Here is a 17,848-nt window from a genome sequence, read left to right on the forward strand (position 1 = left end):
CCCGCCGACACCCGGAAGGCATGGTTCGGCTCTGTCGCGAACGGTGTCATGAGAAGGAGCGGCAGGAGCGGATGACAGGGGCGTTGACATCCTTGCCGATCATGTTGACACCTTGTGGATCCACCTTCGACTGTGGAGGCCTGGAGCGCCAGAAGACGTAATTGAGGTTGTCTCCGTCGTCCGAGCCGAACGTGACTTTATTGGATGCATCGATCCAGATCGTGTTGTCGAACCCGTGGACGGTGAGTGACTCGATCTCCCCTTCAATGATGACCACGAGACTTTGTGCGGTGATTGTTACGTCCCGTGCACCCGCCGAGACCTTGACCACCTGGTCGGTAGAGAGCTCGTTGGAGGTGACATTCACCTGGTCGGAGGCGGGCACCACCTTGGTGACCTCGGCCTCCGCCTGGGCTCGGGTGTCCTCCGCGTCGTTGTCGGTCAGCTCGTCGTCGTACTCGCTGATCTCGGAGGACGTGCAGTTCCCGAACTCCAACGGATCAACCGGGCTGGTGTCCTCCAGCTTCCCAGTGGGCTCCTCCACGGCCTCCTGAGCGGCAGCGTCGTGCGCTTGGTCAGGCGGAGCCGAGGACGCTCTCGTGGCGCCGGTCCAGCCGACTGAGCAGCCGGACAGGGTCAGCAGGCACGCGGCCATGAAGGAGGCGGAACGCAGCATCGGGGAGCGGGACAACGGAGGACCTCATTCGGCAGACATGGTGGTGCCGGCGGGACACGGAAGACCGCGTTCCACCGGCACCACAATTGGTCAGTGCGTCCAACTATAGACGCACGAGAGGGATCAGGACTCCCCGCCCTGGGACCCGGAGGTACCTGCGTTGACGTTGGTCAAGTCGTAGCGGGCAACGGCCTGGGCCAGGACGGAGTGGTCGAGGCGCCCCTGCTCCACCAGCGCCTGGAGGGCGCGGACCACCACCGACTGGGCGTCGATGAGGTAGTGGCGCCTGGCGGCGGCACGAGTGTCGGAGAATCCGAAGCCGTCAGCACCCAGGGTGTAGTAGTCGCCGGGTACCCAGGCGCGGATCTGGTCGGGGATCAGGTGGTCGTAGTCGCTAGTGGCGATGAAGGGGCCAGTGCCCTCGGAGAGCTTCTGCGTCACGTAGGGGACCTGCTTCTGGGCGTCGGGAGCCAGGAAGTTGGCCTTCTCTACCTCAAGGGCCTGGCGCCGCAGCTCGTTCCAGCTGGTGACGGACCACGTAGCGGCACGGACACCCCAGTCCTCGGCCAGGATGCGGCGGGCCTCCTCGATCCAGGGCACTCCGACACCGGAGGCCAGGAGCTGGACCTCGGGCCCCTCGCCGTCGGGAGCCGTGCTGATGCGGTGAATACCGCGCAGGATTCCCTCGACGTCGACGCCGTCGGGCTCGGCGGGCTGGTGGATCGGCTCGTTGTAGACGGTCAGGTAGTACATGACGTCCCGGTTGCGGCCCGAGTCCGGCCCGTACCAGCGCTCCAGGGCGTCGCGCACGATGTGCCGGATCTCGTAGGCGTAGGCCGGGTCGTAGCTGATGACGGCCTCGTTGGTGGCCGAGATGATGGGGGAGTGGCCATCCATGTGCTGGGTGCCCTCACCGGTCAGGGTGGTGCGCCCGGCGGTGGCCCCGATGATGAAGCCACGGGTCAGCTGGTCGCCGGCGGCCCAGAACTGGTCACCGGTGCGCTGGAAGCCGAACATCGAGTAGAAGATGTAGACCGGGATCATGGGCTCGCCGTGGGTGGCGTAGCTGGTGCCGGCCACCTGGAACAGGGAGACCGAGCCTGCCTCGTTGATGCCCGTGTGCATGAGCTGGCCGGAGGTGGACTCCCGGTAGGACAGCATCATGTCGGCGTCGACCGGCGTGTAGTTCTGGCCCTGGGTGTTGAAGATCTTCTTGGTGGGGAAGAGCGACTCCAAACCGAAGGTGCGCGACTCGTCGGGGACGATCGGTACGATGCGCCGGCCGATTCCCTTGTCCTTGATGAGCTCCTTGAGCAGGCGCACGAAGGCCATCGTGGAGGCGACCTCCTGCTTGCCCGAGCCGCCCTTGAGGATGTCGTAGGTCTTGTCGCCCGGAAGCTCGAGCTCGACGCCTGCGTCGCGGCGCTCGGGGATGAAGCCGCCGAGCTGACGGCGCCGGTCCAGCATGTAGAGCAGGGAGGGGTCGTCGTCAGCCGGCCGGTAGTACGGCGGCATCTTGGGGTTGGCCTCAAGCTGCTCGTCCGTGATCGGGATGTGCAGACGGTCGCGCAGGGCCTTGAGGTCATCCAGCGCCAGCTTCTTCATCTGGTGGGTGGCGTTGCGGCCGGCGAAGTGCCCGCCCAGCAGGTAGCCCTTGACCGTGTGCGCCAGGATGACGGTGGGCTGACCCTTGTGCTCCGTGGCGGCCTTGTAGGCGGCGTACATCTTGCGGTAGTCGTTGCCGCCGCGCTGGAGAGCCCAGATCTCGTCGTCGGTCCAGTCCTTGACGAGCTCGGCGGTGCGTGGGTCGCGACCGAAGAAGTGCTCGCGGATGTAGGCACCGTCATTGGCCTTGAAGGTCTGGTAGTCGCCGTCGAGCGTCTCCATCATGAGGTGCTCCAGGGCGTGGTCCTTGTCCGCGGCGAGGAGCTGGTCCCAGCCACGGCCCCAGATCACCTTGATGACGTTCCAGCCGGCGCCCTTGAAGAAGGCCTCGAGCTCCTGGATGATCTTGCCGTTTCCTCGCACCGGGCCGTCGAGGCGCTGCAGGTTGCAGTTGATGACGAAGGTGAGGTTGTCCAGCTGCTGGCTGGCCGCCAGCTGCAGCATGCCGCGGGACTCGGGCTCGTCCATCTCGCCGTCGCCAAGGAAGGCCCAGGTGTGCTGCTGGGAGGTGTCCTTGATGCCGGCGCCCTGAAGGTACTTGTCGAACCAGGCCTGGTAGATCGCCTCCGACGGGCCGAGCCCCATGGAGACGGTGGGGTACTCCCAGAAGTCCTCCATGCGGCGCGGGTGCGGGTAGGAGGGCAGGCCGCGGCCGCCGGCCGGGCGGGACTCCTCCTGGCGGAAGCCGTCCAGGTCCGCCTCATTGAGGCGGCCCTCGATGAAGGCGCGGGCGTAGTTGCCCGGAGAGGCGTGACCCTGGAAGAAGACGTGGTCGCCACCGCCGGGGTGGTCCTTGCCCCGGAAGAAGTGGTTGAAGCCGACCTCGTAGAGCGTTGCGGTCGAGGCGTAGGAGGAGATGTGTCCGCCGACCCCGACCCCGGGGCGCTGGGCGCGGGTGACCATGACGGCGGCGTTCCAACGCAGCCAGCGCCGGTAGGTGCGCTCGGCGCTCTCATCGCCGGGGAAGTAGGGCTCGTTGGTGACGTCGATGGTGTTGATGTACGGCGTCGTCATCTCGGTGGGAACCGTGACGTTCTTCTGCCGGGCCTGAGCCAGCATGCTCAGCAGGATGTAGCGCGCGCGCTTGGCGCCCTTGTCCGCGATGAGGGCATCGAGGGACTCGTGCCACTCCTTGGTCTCCTCTGGGTCGTTGTCGGTCACCTTCGTCAGGAGGCCGTCAATGAGCGGCGTGGAGTCACTGGTGGGGCTCACGGATTCCTCTTTCCTCGCGTCTGTGCGGTCGGCCCGAGCCTCATTGCGTGCGATGGCGCCGATGGTGGCGTTGGCGTACGCCTGAAGTCAGGCCGCTGTGGATGACGGCCCTAATCTACGACCTGCGACGGGGCGAACGCTGCACCCAACGGGAGGAAAGTCCCACCTCACGTATGGTGTGACTCACATGATGGCGGGTTGGTTTCGATGTTGAGGGCTGAGGGGTGTGGGGCTTGAAGACGGTGGCCGCGCCGGAATCGAACTTCAAAGGAAAGTTCAAGGTAATCTGACATGCGTGTTCACTTGCGCGGCTGGTGCCGGGTGCGGTGGGCTAGTACCTATCGCCCAGCAGCGGGCGAGCGGTAGACGGGCGCAGCCCAGAAGGACGGTGTAAAGACGTGGCGAGTACAGCGGGTGGAGCTTTCGGCTTCGCCTCCGGTCTCATCATTCAGGAGTTCGGCTACGACGACGACGTCGACGAGACCTTGCGGCAGGCCGTTGAGGCGGAGACCGGAACCACTCTGGTGGACGAGGACTATGAGGACGTGGCCGACTCGGCCATCGTGTGGTGGCGTGACGACGACGGCGACGTCGACGACCTCACCGACCTCCTCATGGACGCCCAGGCCAACCTCGACGGTGCGGGGCTCATCTGGGTGCTGACGCCCAAGGCACGTACCACTGGCGCCGTTCAGGCCGCTGAGGTGGAGGAGGCTGCCGCGACAGCCGGCATGCACGCAACCTCCGCCGCCTCCATGGGGCAGCACTGGAGCGGTATCAGGGTCTCCAGCCGAGGGCGCTGAGGCGCCCCAATGGCCGCGCGGCATGCTGCGCCGTCAGAGGTGGAGATGATTAGTGGCTTGCCCGGCGGAGGCGGTAAAGTCTCCGGCTGAGGCGGCTCGCGCCGTCAGCCGCATGTGCGGGCACCGGGAGCTCGGGAATGTGCTTCTGGGAACGTCTGCACCTGGACCTGTAGCTCAGTTGGTAGAGCAACGCGTTTACACCGCGTCGGTCGTCGGTTCGAGTCCGGCCGGGTCCACCACGGGCGTGACCTCGTCATTCGCGCGCCCGCAGCATTCTTAGGCCCGGTCCCGTGAGCCGAGGCGCCGAGCCAGGCCGGCGACGGCGTCGACGAGATCCGTGACTCCCGGGTCCTCGACGGGGAAGTGGCCGCACTCGCGCAGCACCACCAGCTCGGCCGGACCTGCGGCACGCGACAGCACCCGGGCGCTGAGCTCGACCGGAGTCCACGCGTCCCGGCCGGGGTGCAGCAGCGTCAACGGTGTGCGGTTGCGCTCAGGCGGGGTGTGCATGAACCGCAGGTAGGAAGCGAGGAACCCCAGAGGGACCCTGGCGGCGCCCCCGCGCGGGTCGATGGCGCACAGGCGGGACAGTGCGCGGTCGCGGCTCATCCGCCGCAGGTTCGCCACTGCGCTCATCGGCACCATGGTGCGCGCCAGCTTTCCGCGGGCGAGCGTCGACAACGGCCCGCCCAGGACGCCCAGTGCCCCAGCACGCGTCATATGTGCTCGGGCGCGCCAGTCACGTGGGTCGAGCAGGCAGGTGGCGGCCACCGCCTCCACGTGCGGCGAATGGGCCGCCACCTCATAGGCGAGAAGGCCGCCGATGCTGGCGCCCAGAAGCATCAGAGGACGGTGATCGCGCTCGGCCTCAACAAGGTCGACGAGGAGGTCGACCCAGGTCCCGTAGCGCACGGCCGCCGGATCCGGTGATGTCGTGCGTCCGTACAGAGGCAGGTCGACGGCGCTGACGTCGATGCCGCGTGAGGCCACCAGCGCGGCGATGGGCCACAGCGCTCCGCTGTGCCCGCCCGCCCCGTGCACGAGCAGCACCCGGGCCGGCGCCCCCGGGTCGGAGGCTCGCGCGATGTGCACGCGGTGGCCGTGCCACTGCCACCACGTCGACTCGGGCACCAGTGAGGCCGCGCGCTGGTGGTGCGGCGGCAGGAAGGGGACGTACGGATTGGTCGGCACGCGTCGATGCTAGCCGCGTGAGCCGTGGGCGCGTGTGCTTCAGCAGCGGAGGTGTCGAGGTGGGGGAGCGGCTATGGTGGTCGTGGCGATGGAGGCAAAGAGGGCTGCCATCAGGTCCCTATCCGACCTTTTTATCCGTGTGGTACTTCTGTCAACCGGTTAGAGGAGAGGCAATGAGCGACGAGCAGGAGAGTATCCCGGTGGAGCTGTCCGAGGCGCTGTCGGAGAATGAGGCGGCGGAGAGGATATTCGCGGCTCTGCCCCCATCGCACCGGAACGAGTACCTGCGCTGGATCAGTGAGGCGAAGCGTGCCGAGACCCGCCGTCGTCGGGCCACCAGAGCAGCAGAGATGATGGTTGATAAGCACGGGTAGGTGTGTCCGACCCTGACTTGTCCTAGCCGAGCCGTTGTCATGGCGAGGGGCGGGCGCGGCCCTGCGAACCGTTGCTGAGTCGCCGCTGACGCGATTCCTCAGGCTCGCTTGGTGAACCGGTGGTGCTGCTCGACGCGGGTGCCGAAGTGCTGGGGGCGATGCTGCCCGCGGAGAATGACCTGATCGTCGACCCAGCGCTCCCACTGTGTGGCGCGCTTCCGCTCGCCCGCACCCAGCGGCATGGCCACGCCGGTGTCGAGGAGATCATCGAGGATCAGAAACGAGGGCTCAGGGGTATCGATGTCCCAGTCGATGATCCCCCATGGCCCGTCGGGGCTGAGGAGAACCAGTGACCGGTTGAGGTCGTGCAGGTCGTTGAAGTGCTCGTCCTTGCCGCTCTTGGAGTTCCAGTACCAGCGTGCCAGCCGGAATGACTCCGACATCTGTGTCCAGCTCTGATAGCGTTCTCGCAGCCCACGATCCAGGATCGTGAGCGTGTCCCAGGTCTCGTCCTCGGTCAGCCACCCCAGCGCGAATCCGCAGCGTGTCAGCATGGCGGCACGGACCAGGTCCCAGGCGGAGAAGTCCACGTTTCGGATGTCCCGATCATTATTGAGCATGCGTCCGAGGCGCCACAGCGTCTCGGACGCATCTGAGGACGAGTCGGAACTCTCTCGCAGCTCGTGGCGCTCGGCCTCCGCCAGGGAAGTATCGACCCAGCGAGCGCGCTCCGCATTGAATCCGCTGCGGTGGCCGGAGGTGATGAGCCAGTAGATCCGGGAGAGGAGGTCGGTGCGGGAGCGTACGCCCCAGTCGAGCGAGAGCATGGTGCGTGTGCCGTCAAGATCGGAGCAGGCGAGACGGTCCCACGGGTCCCGGCGGCACAGGGAGTACGGCGCGCAGATCGCCAGGAGCCGCTCCTGCGGACCGGCGGTGAACTCATCGGGCTCGGAGTCTCTGATGGGCCGATGGTGCTCAGTGAGCTCATTCCATGTGGACTCCTCGCCCCGGTGCGGGGCGGAGGAGGCCTTGTCGCGGCGCAAGCGCACTTTCTGATGGATTGATTTGGAGATCTCGACGGTGGCGATCACCCCAAAAACTACCAGCGCGACGGAAAGGAGCAAGGGCTGCAAGGACATAAAGAGAAGTGTGCAACATGCGAACAGGTGAGTACCAAATTGTTGCACAGAGGTCGATGCAGTAATTATTGAGTTGAATGCCTGTTTATTTACAGGCTGTCGATCAGGCTTTCGAGACGTTTCATTCCTTCGTGCAGCTCGTCACAGGAGGCCGCGTAGGACAACCGTACGTGGGAGTGAGCCGTGGTCGTGGAGAAGTCCTGTCCCGGAGTGAGAGCCACATGCGCCTCCTCCAGGGCACGGAGACAGAAGGTCTGGGCGTCGAGCCCTGTGGAGGAGACATCGAAGTAGACGTAGAAGGCGCCGTCGGGAAGGACCGGTACAGGCAGGTCGATGCGTTGCAGCCCGTCGAGCACGATGCTCCTGCGGGCAAGAAGCTCTTGCCGGCGTTCCTCGCATACGGAGATGGATTCGGGGGAGAAGGCCGCCAGTGCGGCCTGCTGAACAGGCGTCGAAGCGCACAGGAAGTAGTTGACCGCCAGGTTCTCCGTGGGCTGCACCAGTTCCTCGGGAAGGATCGCCCAGCCCAGGCGCCAGCCCGTCATCCCGAAGTACTTGGAGAAGGAGTTGATGACGATCGCGTCGGAGTCGGCCTCCAGGACGGTACGCGCCGGCGTTCCGTCGTCGTCTGGATCGGCCAGGCCCAGGTAGATCTCGTCAACGATCCGCCAGGCGCTGCGTTCACGGGCCAGCGCGCAGATCGATGCCAGCTCCTCGAAGGGGATCGACGTGCCCGTGGGGTTGGACGGTGTCGCCAGCATCACCGCGCTCGTCTGAGGAGTCCACGCCGCCTCGGCTGCGGTCCGGTCCATCTGGTAGCGGCTGGCAGGACTGGTAGGTGCCAGAACGATCCGGCCGCCGTAGGTCTCCACCAGCTGTCGGTTACAGGGGTAGGACGGATCTGCGATGACGACGTCGTCACCGGGCTGTGTGGTGGCAGCGGCCACCAGCAGGAGCGCCGAGGACGCGCCGGTAGTTACGACGATCCGGGCAGGATCGATCTTGACACCGTGCCTGTCCCGGTAGAAGCCCGCAATGGCCTCACGCAGTGCGAGCAGGCCAAGGGCGGGGGAGTAGGGCAGTGGCCGGCCATCCATGACACGGCACATCTCCTCGCGGACAGCAGGAGGTGCACCGAAGTCGGGCTCACCCAGGCTGAGCTTGGCGATCGAGTGGCCCTCCGCCTGGAGGATTCCAGCGCGTTCGCCAATGCTCATCGCATGGAAGGGCTGAGCGGCCTTGGCCCGGGCGGTGATCTTCATGACGGCTCCTTGACTCGGGGCGGGACAGGACCAGTGTCCTCCTTCTCATGGCGGGAGGGCAAAGGTCCCGAGGACCCGGGAGAAGAGGAGAGGAGAAGACCTCCTGATCCCTCATTCTCCCGGTTGATATCTTGTTCTCCTGTACCGTGTCTGAAAGGCTCTGAGAGCAACACTCGTGTCTAGGACGGAGTCCGATCGTGCTCACTGACGCCATGATGCTTGTCTCTCCCTTTCACGCTGACTACGAGTTCCTGGCCAGGCCGTATCACGAGGCAGCTCCTGAGCTCTGGGACACGGAGGGCGCTGGACTGGCGGGGTTGAGCCAGGAGGTCGCGGCCACTCTCCTGGAGGAGTCCTTCGAGGTTGTGGACGCCGCCTCTGCGATCGAGTGGTGTGACTCGCTGGAGGCCGAGGCCGGCTTATGGCCGGATTCGAGCCTCGTAGCTGAGCACGTACCCGCCGTGTCGATGCTCGCCGGCTCCGCAGTGGCTGCGGGCTTCGACTGCTGCCGCGTCATCAACATCCTCACCTCGGCTCGCGCAGCGGGCTATATAGACGAGCGCATGTTGGCGGCCCTCCTTGAGCGCTACGTGCAGGGTTTCGTTGACCGCTGCTCCGGATGGGGGCAGTACCTGGCCTCGGTCATCGTGGGCAAGGTGGCGTTCCAGGTCATGTACGCAACACCTGAGACTCGCCATGTTGATGCGACGATCATTCTTGAAGGCGCCCACATCATGGCACTGACTGCTCCTGTCACCCTGTTCCGCACAGAAATCTGGCCTGCGGAGGATCTCAGTGCCTTGATCAGCGCGATCGAGGCCCTTATTCCTGCCGAGCGTGTGCGTGCTGTCCGTCTTGGTGCCAGTGGGTGGCTGGCGACGGCTGAGCATCCTCTGGACTCGGCTACCGCCAAGGTGCTTGAGAATGCGGACACGGATGCGGGGACGTTTCTGCGTGCACGTGCTCTGGCACAGGAGGTCTTCTGGCGTCCCGCCGATGCAGGTGGCATCGGGGGCGTCTTCGAAGATCTGAGAACTGCCCGTATACCTCTGTGGGATCTGCCTGCTCGCGGCGACGGCGCAGCGGCGACCACGTTCTGGACCGACTCGAGTCTTGACCAGGAGCACTGGAGCGGCGTGCCGTTCCTGCGTACGAGTGAGGGGGCTCGGCTTACCGCCGTGATGACGGAGGACGCCTGCTTCCTGGTCTCCAGAAAGGCGCTGCGCCGAGTCTTCACCCCGATCCCCTGGGAGCAGGTGAGGTTCACGGTGTCAGTGATGCCGGGGCAGGACATCGTCTTCTACGCCAATGGCAAGAAGCTTGGCACGCTCTTCCCCGACTGGGATGTGGTGGGGGTGATCAACCCCGAGTTGCCGTTGCACCTGGAGGCCTTCATGAATGGTCTGGGACCGCGTGTGCGTGCCTTCAGCGCCGCCTACCCGTTATGAGCAGGGTGAGTGTGCCGTTGAGCTCAGCAGCCTCACCTGGTTCGCCCGGGCTCCAGGCCCGCAACCAGTCCAGAGACTGAACCGATGTGAGAGGAACTCTGTGACGCGTTTCCGAGCCGGTGGTGAGGGTTTGTATAGCGATGCTGTGGTGCACCTGGGCAGCATCAACTCGAACAACTGGCTACCCCTGCTCGCCTTCCGCAAGCGTCTCATCGCGGGTGAGGTGGCTCCAGAACCGAGCACGGCTAGCGTAGCGCCCACCGAGCAGGCGAGCGAGACCACGACGACCCGCGGTATCCGCAACACGGCCTGCCGTCCGATCAGCGCGGCCAAGAAGGAGCAGATCCTGAGGCTTGAGCCCACAGGTATGTCGGCCCACGAGATCGCTGCCGAGGTCGGTGTCACTGAGTCCACCGTCCGCGCCACGTGCCGCCAGGCCAAGCGACCACCCCGCCGCAAGCGACACTTCACCAGCGATGACCTCCAACGTGCCCAGCAGCTCTACGCTCAAGGTCGTACCTACATCGATATCGGTCTGGAGCTCGGCTTCGGGCGGGATACGGTGAGCAAGCATCTGGCGGCCGCGCAGAAATGACAAGAGGCGGGGGAGCAGTGTGTGTCCTCTGCTCTTCTCGTAGATGGCGATGTAGATCGTCAAGCGCATAGCCCTCCACCACACTCCACCGTAGTCATACGTCTCAAGGAGACAGTGGTAAGCCTGCGCAACGATCCGGCCGATCTTGTCCTTTAGAGGCGGGTGCGTTCATGCCTATGCCGAGAGCGAGGCTGTCAAGCACATTGCCCAGTTGCCGAGCGTCAGTAAGGGTAAGGATACAGTGCAGACGAGTAATGTAGGGCGGGAAATGCGACATATGAGGGGCTCTCAGAGTTGTAGTGATCGCCTCCATTTGCGCAGTATGGGGATTCATGTGAAATAAGTCTAGTTAACTGCTAAAGTGTGCTCATATACCTCAGGTCTCATCATACCCGTACACAAACGCCCCTGTTGAAAGCGACAGGCAAAATACCTCGCTGTGCGGTCCAGGATGGTAGCGAGCGATACAATGGCTATCCTTTCCTGTTGCCATGCGAAGGGTACTGCGCAAGCCGGACGGCAAACTTTTTTCGTCACTCTGCAGTGCCGATGCCTCATCATTATCGAGTTCGCTATATGACTGCCAAGATGAGCAGCCACCTGAGCAATCGGCAAACAGTTGATTAGCAAGCAATTTATGACGTTTCTCGGCATCGGAAATATAGCCAATTACGCTGCCGCTTGGGCCGTCGCGGCTGAACTTGGGTGAACCTTGGCTATACCGAATGTCGAGAGCCCGAGTGTGCTCGTTAGGCAAACGTTGCTTGAGTGTGCTAGTCGCGTCAACCGCAAAGAATGGTGATGTGAGAAGTACGTATGGAATGCCATAAATAATGATTCCTGAGCCAATGAGGCCAGTGGCAATAATAAAGATGGTTCTTAGGATAAATCGTAACATACGTTATATATTATACGTATTCTATAAAATTAATCCAATCAAACATTGAGTTGGTTTATCGCATAACCGAACCTGTCCACAGGCTCGAATATAATCTACTCGCCCCCTCCTTTATTCTTGATAAGTCAAAACCATTGGTTGGTTGGAAATTTACTGGCTCTTCGTGTTTAAAGGTGTAGTGGCCGGGGCCTATTGAAGTGCGTAGGTGGGGCGGGTGCGTCGTTGCTTGGGTAGGGGTCGAGGTCTCCCGATGATGGGAGCTGCTACATACTGGGATGCGTGTTGTGTGGCGGACATACAAACCAACAAGTCGCTAATCGAGGATCGCGCGCTCCAATTCAGCGGAAAGGCGACAAAACTCGATAGCCTGCAACTCACTCATCTCTACGTCTGCGTACTGATGAACAATCTGGTTGCGCATCTGATTGAGTCGCTCAGCGGCGCTCGCTTCCTCAGAACTAAGCAGGCCAGTTTCTTGCGCTTCCTTGATCATCCTGCCCATTGGCTGCGGTCGCCGCCGATCTTCCGGTGACTGGGGCGCCTCTCGGTACGCTTTGTCCATGCGCCGACGAAGTACCGACTCAAATCGTGCTGCACTCGCCAGTGCGGCCGCTGCGGGATCTATGGCAGCAATCTCAGCGAAGCTCTTTGAAGGGGACTCCTCGAGAGTGTCAGTTGGACTTGCACTGGGTGCTGACGTCGATACGGCTTGGCGGACGCTGTCGAGTTCGAAATCGATCTTGCGGGTGGTCAGCTTAACGCCGCTCAGCCCCGCTTCGATTTGCTCTACGTTCTTTGGGTCAAGCAGTTTTAGCAAGCGTCCTTTGAGGAGCCAAACGGCGACAAGGATCGTGATTGGCCAAGCAACGTGACTGACTAGGGCCACGGCCAGTTTGGCCCACTCAAGTTTCATGTCACTAACCCTAGTGGCGTCTCATCTCACGAGGGTCCAGACAGGGCAGACCCGCGTGTCGCGTGACGTGTGGTGTATGCCATGCTGGGCATGGACACTTCCGATTGTTCGTCGCGTCGCCGGCTCGTGCTGATTGAATCGCCCCGGGTTTGATGGAGGCAGTGATGACACGGAAGGATCACTGTCATGGGACAGAAGAAGTACCCCGATGAGCTGCGGGAGCGAGCCACGAGGATGACCTTGGAGGCACTGTCTGACCCGGCGCGGGCCAAGGGCTCGATCCGTCGGATCGCCGACGAGCTGGGCGTCCACCCCGAGGCTCTACGCACCTGGGTCAAGAAGGCCCAGATCGACCAGGGCACCCGGCCCGGCACCACCACCGATGAGACGCAGCGGATCAAGGAGCTGGAGAAAGAAGTCCGAGAGCTGCGAAGAGCCAACGCGATCCTGAAGAGCGCGTCAGCTTGTCTATCGCGGCGGAGTGTGAGCGCCCGTCCCGTTGATCTGCCAGTACATCGAGACCAAGAAGGAGGAGTTCGGGGTCGAGCCGATCTGCCGGGCGTTGACCAGCGCCGGAGTCAAGATCGCCCCGAGCACGTGACTCACGCAGCCAAGACCCGTCCCCCATCAGCCAGGTCGTTGCGCGACGAGACTCTCAAGACGGAGATATCCAAGGTCCACAAGGACAACTACTCGGTGCTGGGGGCCCGCAAGATGCACGTAATGCTCAACCGCCCTGAGATCGCCGAGCGTCACGGTGCCGGTCATGTGGCCCGCTGTACCGTCGAACGCCTCATGGGCGACTTGGGCCTGCGCGGCGTCAGACGCGCCAAATCACCACGTACCACGCGCTCGGTGTCTAAGGACCAGTGCCCGGCCGACCTGGTCAAGCGCCACTTCGAGGCGTTTGCTCCCAATGAGCTGTGGGTCGCCGACATCACCTATGTCCGTACGTTCTCGGGGTGGGTGTACGTCGCTTTCGTCACCGACGTGTACTCGCGGCGGATCATCGGCTGGCAGACCTCCACCAGTCTGTACACCGACCTGGCTCTGGATGCCCTCAAGATGGCGGTCTGGCAACGGAAACGCGCCGGAGCTGATCTCTGTGGCCTGGTGCATCACTCCGACCGCGGGGTGCAGTACAGGTCCATCCGCTACGGGGCCGCCCTGGCCGAGTGCGAGGCGGTCGCCTCGGTGGGTTCGAAGGGGGACTCCTACGACAACGCCCTGAGGTAGGCGGGGTGTGCGGCCGTGGGTGGTGGGTTCGAAGGGGGACTCCTACGACAACGCCCTGGCCGAGGCGCTCAACTCGCTGTACAAGGCCGAGCAACCACCGGTACCAGATAAACCAGTTTCCACCAAACCCGAGGCTTTGATGCCCCCATCAAGCAGATCATAGGCTCTGCCTACTACAAGCTCAAACGCGAAGAGCCGCACTACCAGCCGCCACCTCCGTTATCAAGGCCAAGTTCACTGCATGTTTTGGCTTGTCCACCTGCTGTACCTGCTCCTTCGGAGCCGCCTTGTGCGGGTGCATTCGGAAGATCTCCTAGAGAGAAAATATTATACTCCATAGCGGCGCCAGTTACGGCCTCTTGGTGGAGTATGTCATACTCGCCGCCTGCCTCAAAATTATAATAGTCATACACGAGATAACATGATGACGACAGCCGGTAAATGTCGAAATGCCCCAACGCTAAGTGTGTCGGTAGATCTACCTTATTGCGATTGGGGTCAAACCCTGCCATGCCCCCCACGGGAATTTTATATGCGATATCGAGGAAGTCTTGATAGTCGACAAAGTAGTTCCAACTAATGAACGTATCGGCTCCTGGAGTGCCAGCAACTCTCTGGTAGTGAGCAAGCAACATTTCTGGCAATCCCGGTTCTACGTGCGGGTTGTTTGGGAAAAAGTATGCGATGTTGTAGCGCTCTGGAATAGTCGGTGGCTTTTTAAGATAGACGGTGACGTTGCCGCCAAACTTGAATGGGAATTTCCTATCGGCCTCAGGCGGTCCGTTGGGGTCGCACATCGGCACGACTGGATCATCGCCACCTGTATCGAGGTAGGCGTGTGATACCAGGCCAGTCGGATATCCTGGTATCCTGTACCAAATGGTACTTGCAGGCTGTCCAGGGAACGGGCTGGGGACGGCGCTCCCACTAATCCAGCACATCGGCCATACGAAGGAGCCAGCACTGATAGTATCGATGATATTCTCGTTAGTGCTGGTGTCGGCAGTATTGCGCACATTGATGTATTGGACTTCGGGTGTATCAAACACCTTCACAACAGCATAGTTTGCACTTGCCGTTGGTGCTGCAAACACTGCTGCAGCGGTGGCTAACGGCACGCTGAGGCAGATTGTCATCAGTTTTTTTGCTTTGCTCGTCTTGCTCATCGTGATCCTCCTCGGGGATGAGGGCGATGGAGCTGTTGACTCCAGCAGACGTCCTTGCCTGCATCTCCGAGGCTATACCGCCTAGACGATTAGTAGTGGCACACGTCACCAACTGTGATGAAACCGTAACAAATACTGTGGTGGCAGCCAATGCTGATGAGTGAACGTTGGAGGAGCGACGCAAAAGCCGCCCTGGGAGCTGGCGTCTGTGGGGGCCAACTTCCCAGGGCGAGTCGATGTGGTAAGAGCATGCTCAGGCGCTGGCGGCGTGTACCTGTCCTTCACCTGCGCCGCAGTAGTGGATGGTCAGATCGCAGAGTGACCCACCGGTTTCAAGCGGCACTACTCTGAACTGCCGCATGTATCCGTCACTCGAGGCCCACTGAGTGGGGGTGGGTGACAGGTGCCGGTGAAGGCGCTACCCCTGGGGCTGAGCCCGATCCGAGTGCGCGCTGAGGCGGACCGGAGGGGCGCAGTGGCACGATGCAGGATGTTGATTGTTCAACGTGTTCTGTCAGCGGCACTGTACTGCTCTGTTACTCGTATCCGTCGGCGTTCCTCCGAGTGCTCACTCCATGCGATCCAATACGTCTGCTCGTGATTTCTAACCATTACGGTAATTATTTCGGGCGGTCTGCAAATCACTCCAATCGCTCTCAAGGTCGGCGGGCGTCGGCCTAGTTCCTAGAGTTACCAATGGCTGTGAATGGCTATCAATATAGCGGCAGGAGTCCCTAAATACTCGACTGACCACCTGAATTACTTCTGGCAACAGATCCACTTTGACTTTCGAAAGGCAGTTCAAGCGCACGTTGGGCTGGTATCGCAATGTCACTCCGGCAAAGACTTCTGTCTCAATAAATACCTCACACCAAGAACGAATCAAGCTATAGCCCCTCTGAACCAGTTCGTCACGCTCATTGCTGTCCTTTGACGACTTTGCTTCCTGTACAATCGAGTTGATCCGCTTTGAGATTTTTGAATAGGAGTCCCATCTTGGATGGCTTCCTCGCACGATGAAACCTTTACCGTTTTCGTCAGAAATCTGAAAGTATGCGCACGTTCGTCCAGTATCGTCGATAATTTGCAGGAGCTTTGTCGTGAAAAAAATATCGTGAGTAAACACGATGACCTGAGCTGTTTCAGAAAAAGCCACAACTCTTTCTGCGACTTCGCTAACTCGACGATGGTCGAGGCTTGAAACAGGATCGTCAAAGATCACGGGCGCTGTTACTCCAGAAAGCCGGGCTTCGGCAAGAAAGTCAGCCATAGCAAGTACTTTCTGCTCACCTTCAGAAAATACCGCAGAAGGCTTATGATTGTCGGCCACTATTCTATTGCGCTGCGCACGCCCTTGCCGCCCAATGTGATTCACCTTCACTACTGGAGCCCGGAGCGCCTTACATTCTTCTGCAAATAGAGTGTCGAAATCAATGTTGATGAGTTTTTCGTTGGCTCGTTTAGAATATTCTGTAAGTTTGCGAGTAAGGCGTGTAAACTGCTCGCTGCAGTTATCAAGCCGAGCAAACCACTGAGCCTTGGTGACAAACTCTTCGATATTGGTCCACGACTTGCCAAGCTCAACCGCCGCAACAAGTTCAGAAAGGCGATGCTTCTCTTTTTGCAGTATTTCGGAGCGATTTGCGTCTTGATCTTGGAGTTGTTCACGTTCTTGCGTTATGTTCTCGAATTCAGTTTTCAGATCTACACCATCAATACTTACGGTGTTGGTCGCCGACAGCGCTAGTTGTTCAGTAGCGGAAAGAGTCTCGACTGCTACTTCAAGCGCATTCACAATCCGCTCGAGCTTAGCATAATAGGCGGGCTTGTCGTCGGAGTTGGCATGTTCCTGTATAAGTGTTTTGGCATCAGAGAGTTGTGTCGACGTTAGTCTCCCAACGAGCTTCTTGAGTCGTTCTTTGCTGCTATTGATGTCCGCAGAGATCTTATCTTCCAGGAGTTCGGAATACTTCTCGATGAGCGTGCGAGCTGCATCCTGCAATGGTTGCCGACAATACAGGCAGCGCCCGGTATCGTATACCGAATGTGCATCGAGGTGTTGACGATACCTCTCGGCGGACTCGATGAACATCATCCAGGTGTCATCTGGAGCCATTGGCAAGTCGGCTTCTTTAAACAGTGCATCGCGGAATAGTCGATAGTTCTCTTCGAGCTGCTTAAGTTTCTGGCGCTCTTGCTCGTATGCATCGACGTCAAAGTCTTCTATCGCACGGGTGGCTTCACAGGCTTGGCTTAATGCTTGTTCAGTGCGCTGCAGCTCTCGAATCCTGATTTTGATAGTATTGGATTCCAGCTCGGCCACCCTCGTACGTTGCGATTCGATACGGGTGTTAACCTCTGGGTCGGCGACTGCCATTGTTTTTAGGTGCGCTAGGTCTGTTGCAGCACTAAGCGAAGCGATATGCTGATATACACTGGTGTTTTTGTCGAACCGAGATAGGATGTCATCGAGTACTGTTGAAGGGGCTCCAGCGTTCTTTTTTGCGGTATTCTGCACTGCCTTCATGCCATCCATGACATGATCAAATAGCACCAGTGCGGCAGGCGTGTAAGTATAGTCTAGGTTGTCATCGACGTGGAGTTTGACTGCACGGCTATCGAATATTGACATCCTGGTAAAGGGGAGTACCCCCTTTTCCCCTCGCCATATATAGCGCTGCTCATCACTATCGCCAAGTCTGTACTTGACGGTGGCTGACATCGCCTCAGGTCGAGTGTGCGCGATGTTCCCGAGAATCTCTTTGTCGACTGTGCGGCTCTCCGCAAGCGCCTTAAAGATTCGCGAGTATCCTGTCTTACCCGTTCCGTTCTCGCCAAACAAGATAGTGAGGTGAGGATCCGGCTCAATAGTGTTGCCTGTACCCAGTGCGTTGACGCCAGTGACGTCAGACAATGACGTTATTGTCAGCGGGACAATTGTCTCTGCGTCGGCGTTGGAGGCTATAAGCAGCGGCTCATCCGGGAGTGTTCGTTCTTCAAGTCCGTTCTCCTGCAAGAAGAGTTTGTACGCGGTAGCTGTGCTTTCACCGTCAAGCGGCGCCTTGTTGTCGATGACATTTCGTACGATGTAGCGCGCCCATTCTGGAGCTTTGTTTGCCCACTCGACCAGGAGGTCGCGCGAGTCTTTTCTCGAAGAGGTGTTATCGTGCGTTGGGTTCATTACAGTGCTTTCGTTAGATATAGTTTATCGAGCTCTGAATATATAATACACGAGCATTATGGTAATTCAATCGCCGAACTACCTCCACT

Annotated in this window: 14 protein-coding genes and 1 tRNA gene; 6 read left to right on the forward strand and 9 right to left on the reverse strand. The window is 60.6% G+C overall.

What is annotated here, in order from left to right:
- Positions 1–46: 46 nt before the first annotated feature.
- Both BKH28_RS05320 and aceE read right to left on the reverse strand, forming a co-directional pair.
- Complete coding sequence (locus BKH28_RS05320; RefSeq protein WP_075417826.1) at positions 47–691, reverse strand: DUF3060 domain-containing protein; 645 nt, start codon at positions 689–691, stop codon at positions 47–49.
- A 108-nt stretch (positions 692–799) separates the two neighbouring features.
- Entirely contained in the window at positions 800–3,553 is a 2,754-nt protein-coding gene (gene aceE / locus BKH28_RS05325; RefSeq protein ID WP_075417827.1) for a pyruvate dehydrogenase (acetyl-transferring), homodimeric type, read from the reverse strand.
- Positions 3,554–3,951: 398 nt separating this feature from the next.
- On the opposite strand from aceE, the gene BKH28_RS05330 reads away from it, so the two are divergent.
- On the forward strand, positions 3,952–4,356 hold the full coding sequence (locus tag BKH28_RS05330; protein WP_009397367.1) for a DUF3052 family protein: 405 nt from the start codon (positions 3,952–3,954) through the stop codon (positions 4,354–4,356).
- Positions 4,357–4,519: 163 nt separating this feature from the next.
- Positions 4,520–4,595 (forward strand) — tRNA-Val (locus BKH28_RS05335).
- Positions 4,596–4,632: 37 nt separating this feature from the next.
- Here BKH28_RS05335 and BKH28_RS05340 read toward each other — a convergent pair.
- Entirely contained in the window at positions 4,633–5,547 is a 915-nt protein-coding gene (locus tag BKH28_RS05340) for an alpha/beta hydrolase (protein ID WP_075417828.1), read from the reverse strand.
- A gap of 173 nt (positions 5,548–5,720) precedes the next feature.
- Between BKH28_RS05340 and BKH28_RS05345 the strand changes: the two genes are divergently transcribed.
- Entirely contained in the window at positions 5,721–5,921 is a 201-nt protein-coding gene (locus BKH28_RS05345) for a YdeI/OmpD-associated family protein (protein WP_075417829.1), read from the forward strand.
- 98 nt (positions 5,922–6,019) lie between these two features.
- On the opposite strand, the gene BKH28_RS05350 is transcribed toward BKH28_RS05345, so the two are convergent.
- Both BKH28_RS05350 and BKH28_RS05355 read right to left on the reverse strand, forming a co-directional pair.
- Positions 6,020–7,060: a DUF1266 domain-containing protein gene (locus BKH28_RS05350; RefSeq protein WP_075417830.1), complete on the reverse strand. Its 1,041-nt coding sequence runs from the start codon at positions 7,058–7,060 to the stop codon at positions 6,020–6,022.
- 89 nt (positions 7,061–7,149) lie between these two features.
- Positions 7,150–8,322, reverse strand: coding sequence for an aminotransferase class I/II-fold pyridoxal phosphate-dependent enzyme (locus BKH28_RS05355; protein WP_075417831.1), 1,173 nt, complete (start codon positions 8,320–8,322; stop codon positions 7,150–7,152).
- A 197-nt stretch (positions 8,323–8,519) separates the two neighbouring features.
- Between BKH28_RS05355 and BKH28_RS05360 the strand changes: the two genes are divergently transcribed.
- Positions 8,520–9,770 carry a DUF1266 domain-containing protein gene (locus tag BKH28_RS05360; protein WP_075417832.1) on the forward strand — a complete coding sequence of 417 codons (1,251 nt, stop codon included), beginning with the start codon at positions 8,520–8,522 and terminating at the stop codon, positions 9,768–9,770.
- 100 nt (positions 9,771–9,870) lie between these two features.
- Positions 9,871–10,365 carry a DNA-binding protein gene (locus BKH28_RS13790; protein ID WP_256695501.1) on the forward strand — a complete coding sequence of 165 codons (495 nt, stop codon included), beginning with the start codon at positions 9,871–9,873 and terminating at the stop codon, positions 10,363–10,365.
- A gap of 376 nt (positions 10,366–10,741) precedes the next feature.
- On the opposite strand, the gene BKH28_RS13310 is transcribed toward BKH28_RS13790, so the two are convergent.
- Together BKH28_RS13310 and BKH28_RS13315 are read right to left on the reverse strand one after the other, a co-directional pair.
- Positions 10,742–11,263: a hypothetical protein gene (locus BKH28_RS13310; protein WP_143224076.1), complete on the reverse strand. Its 522-nt coding sequence runs from the start codon at positions 11,261–11,263 to the stop codon at positions 10,742–10,744.
- A gap of 313 nt (positions 11,264–11,576) precedes the next feature.
- Positions 11,577–12,176, reverse strand: a complete 600-nt coding sequence (locus BKH28_RS13315; protein ID WP_143224077.1) for a HepT-like ribonuclease domain-containing protein — start codon at positions 12,174–12,176, stop codon at positions 11,577–11,579.
- 186 nt (positions 12,177–12,362) lie between these two features.
- On the opposite strand from BKH28_RS13315, the gene BKH28_RS05375 reads away from it, so the two are divergent.
- Entirely contained in the window at positions 12,363–13,412 is a 1,050-nt protein-coding gene (locus tag BKH28_RS05375) for an IS3 family transposase (protein WP_075417834.1), read from the forward strand.
- 200 nt (positions 13,413–13,612) lie between these two features.
- Here BKH28_RS05375 and BKH28_RS13320 read toward each other — a convergent pair whose 3' ends face one another.
- Positions 13,613–14,578 carry a hypothetical protein gene (locus BKH28_RS13320; RefSeq protein ID WP_143224078.1) on the reverse strand — a complete coding sequence of 322 codons (966 nt, stop codon included), beginning with the start codon at positions 14,576–14,578 and terminating at the stop codon, positions 13,613–13,615.
- Positions 14,579–15,182: 604 nt separating this feature from the next.
- Positions 15,183–17,759, reverse strand: coding sequence for an AAA family ATPase (locus BKH28_RS05380; RefSeq protein WP_075417835.1), 2,577 nt, complete (start codon positions 17,757–17,759; stop codon positions 15,183–15,185).
- Between the last annotated feature and the right edge of the window lie 89 nt (positions 17,760–17,848).

It is taken from the genome of Actinomyces oris, assembly GCF_001937665.1.
Taxonomy (GTDB): domain Bacteria; phylum Actinomycetota; class Actinomycetes; order Actinomycetales; family Actinomycetaceae; genus Actinomyces; species Actinomyces stomatis.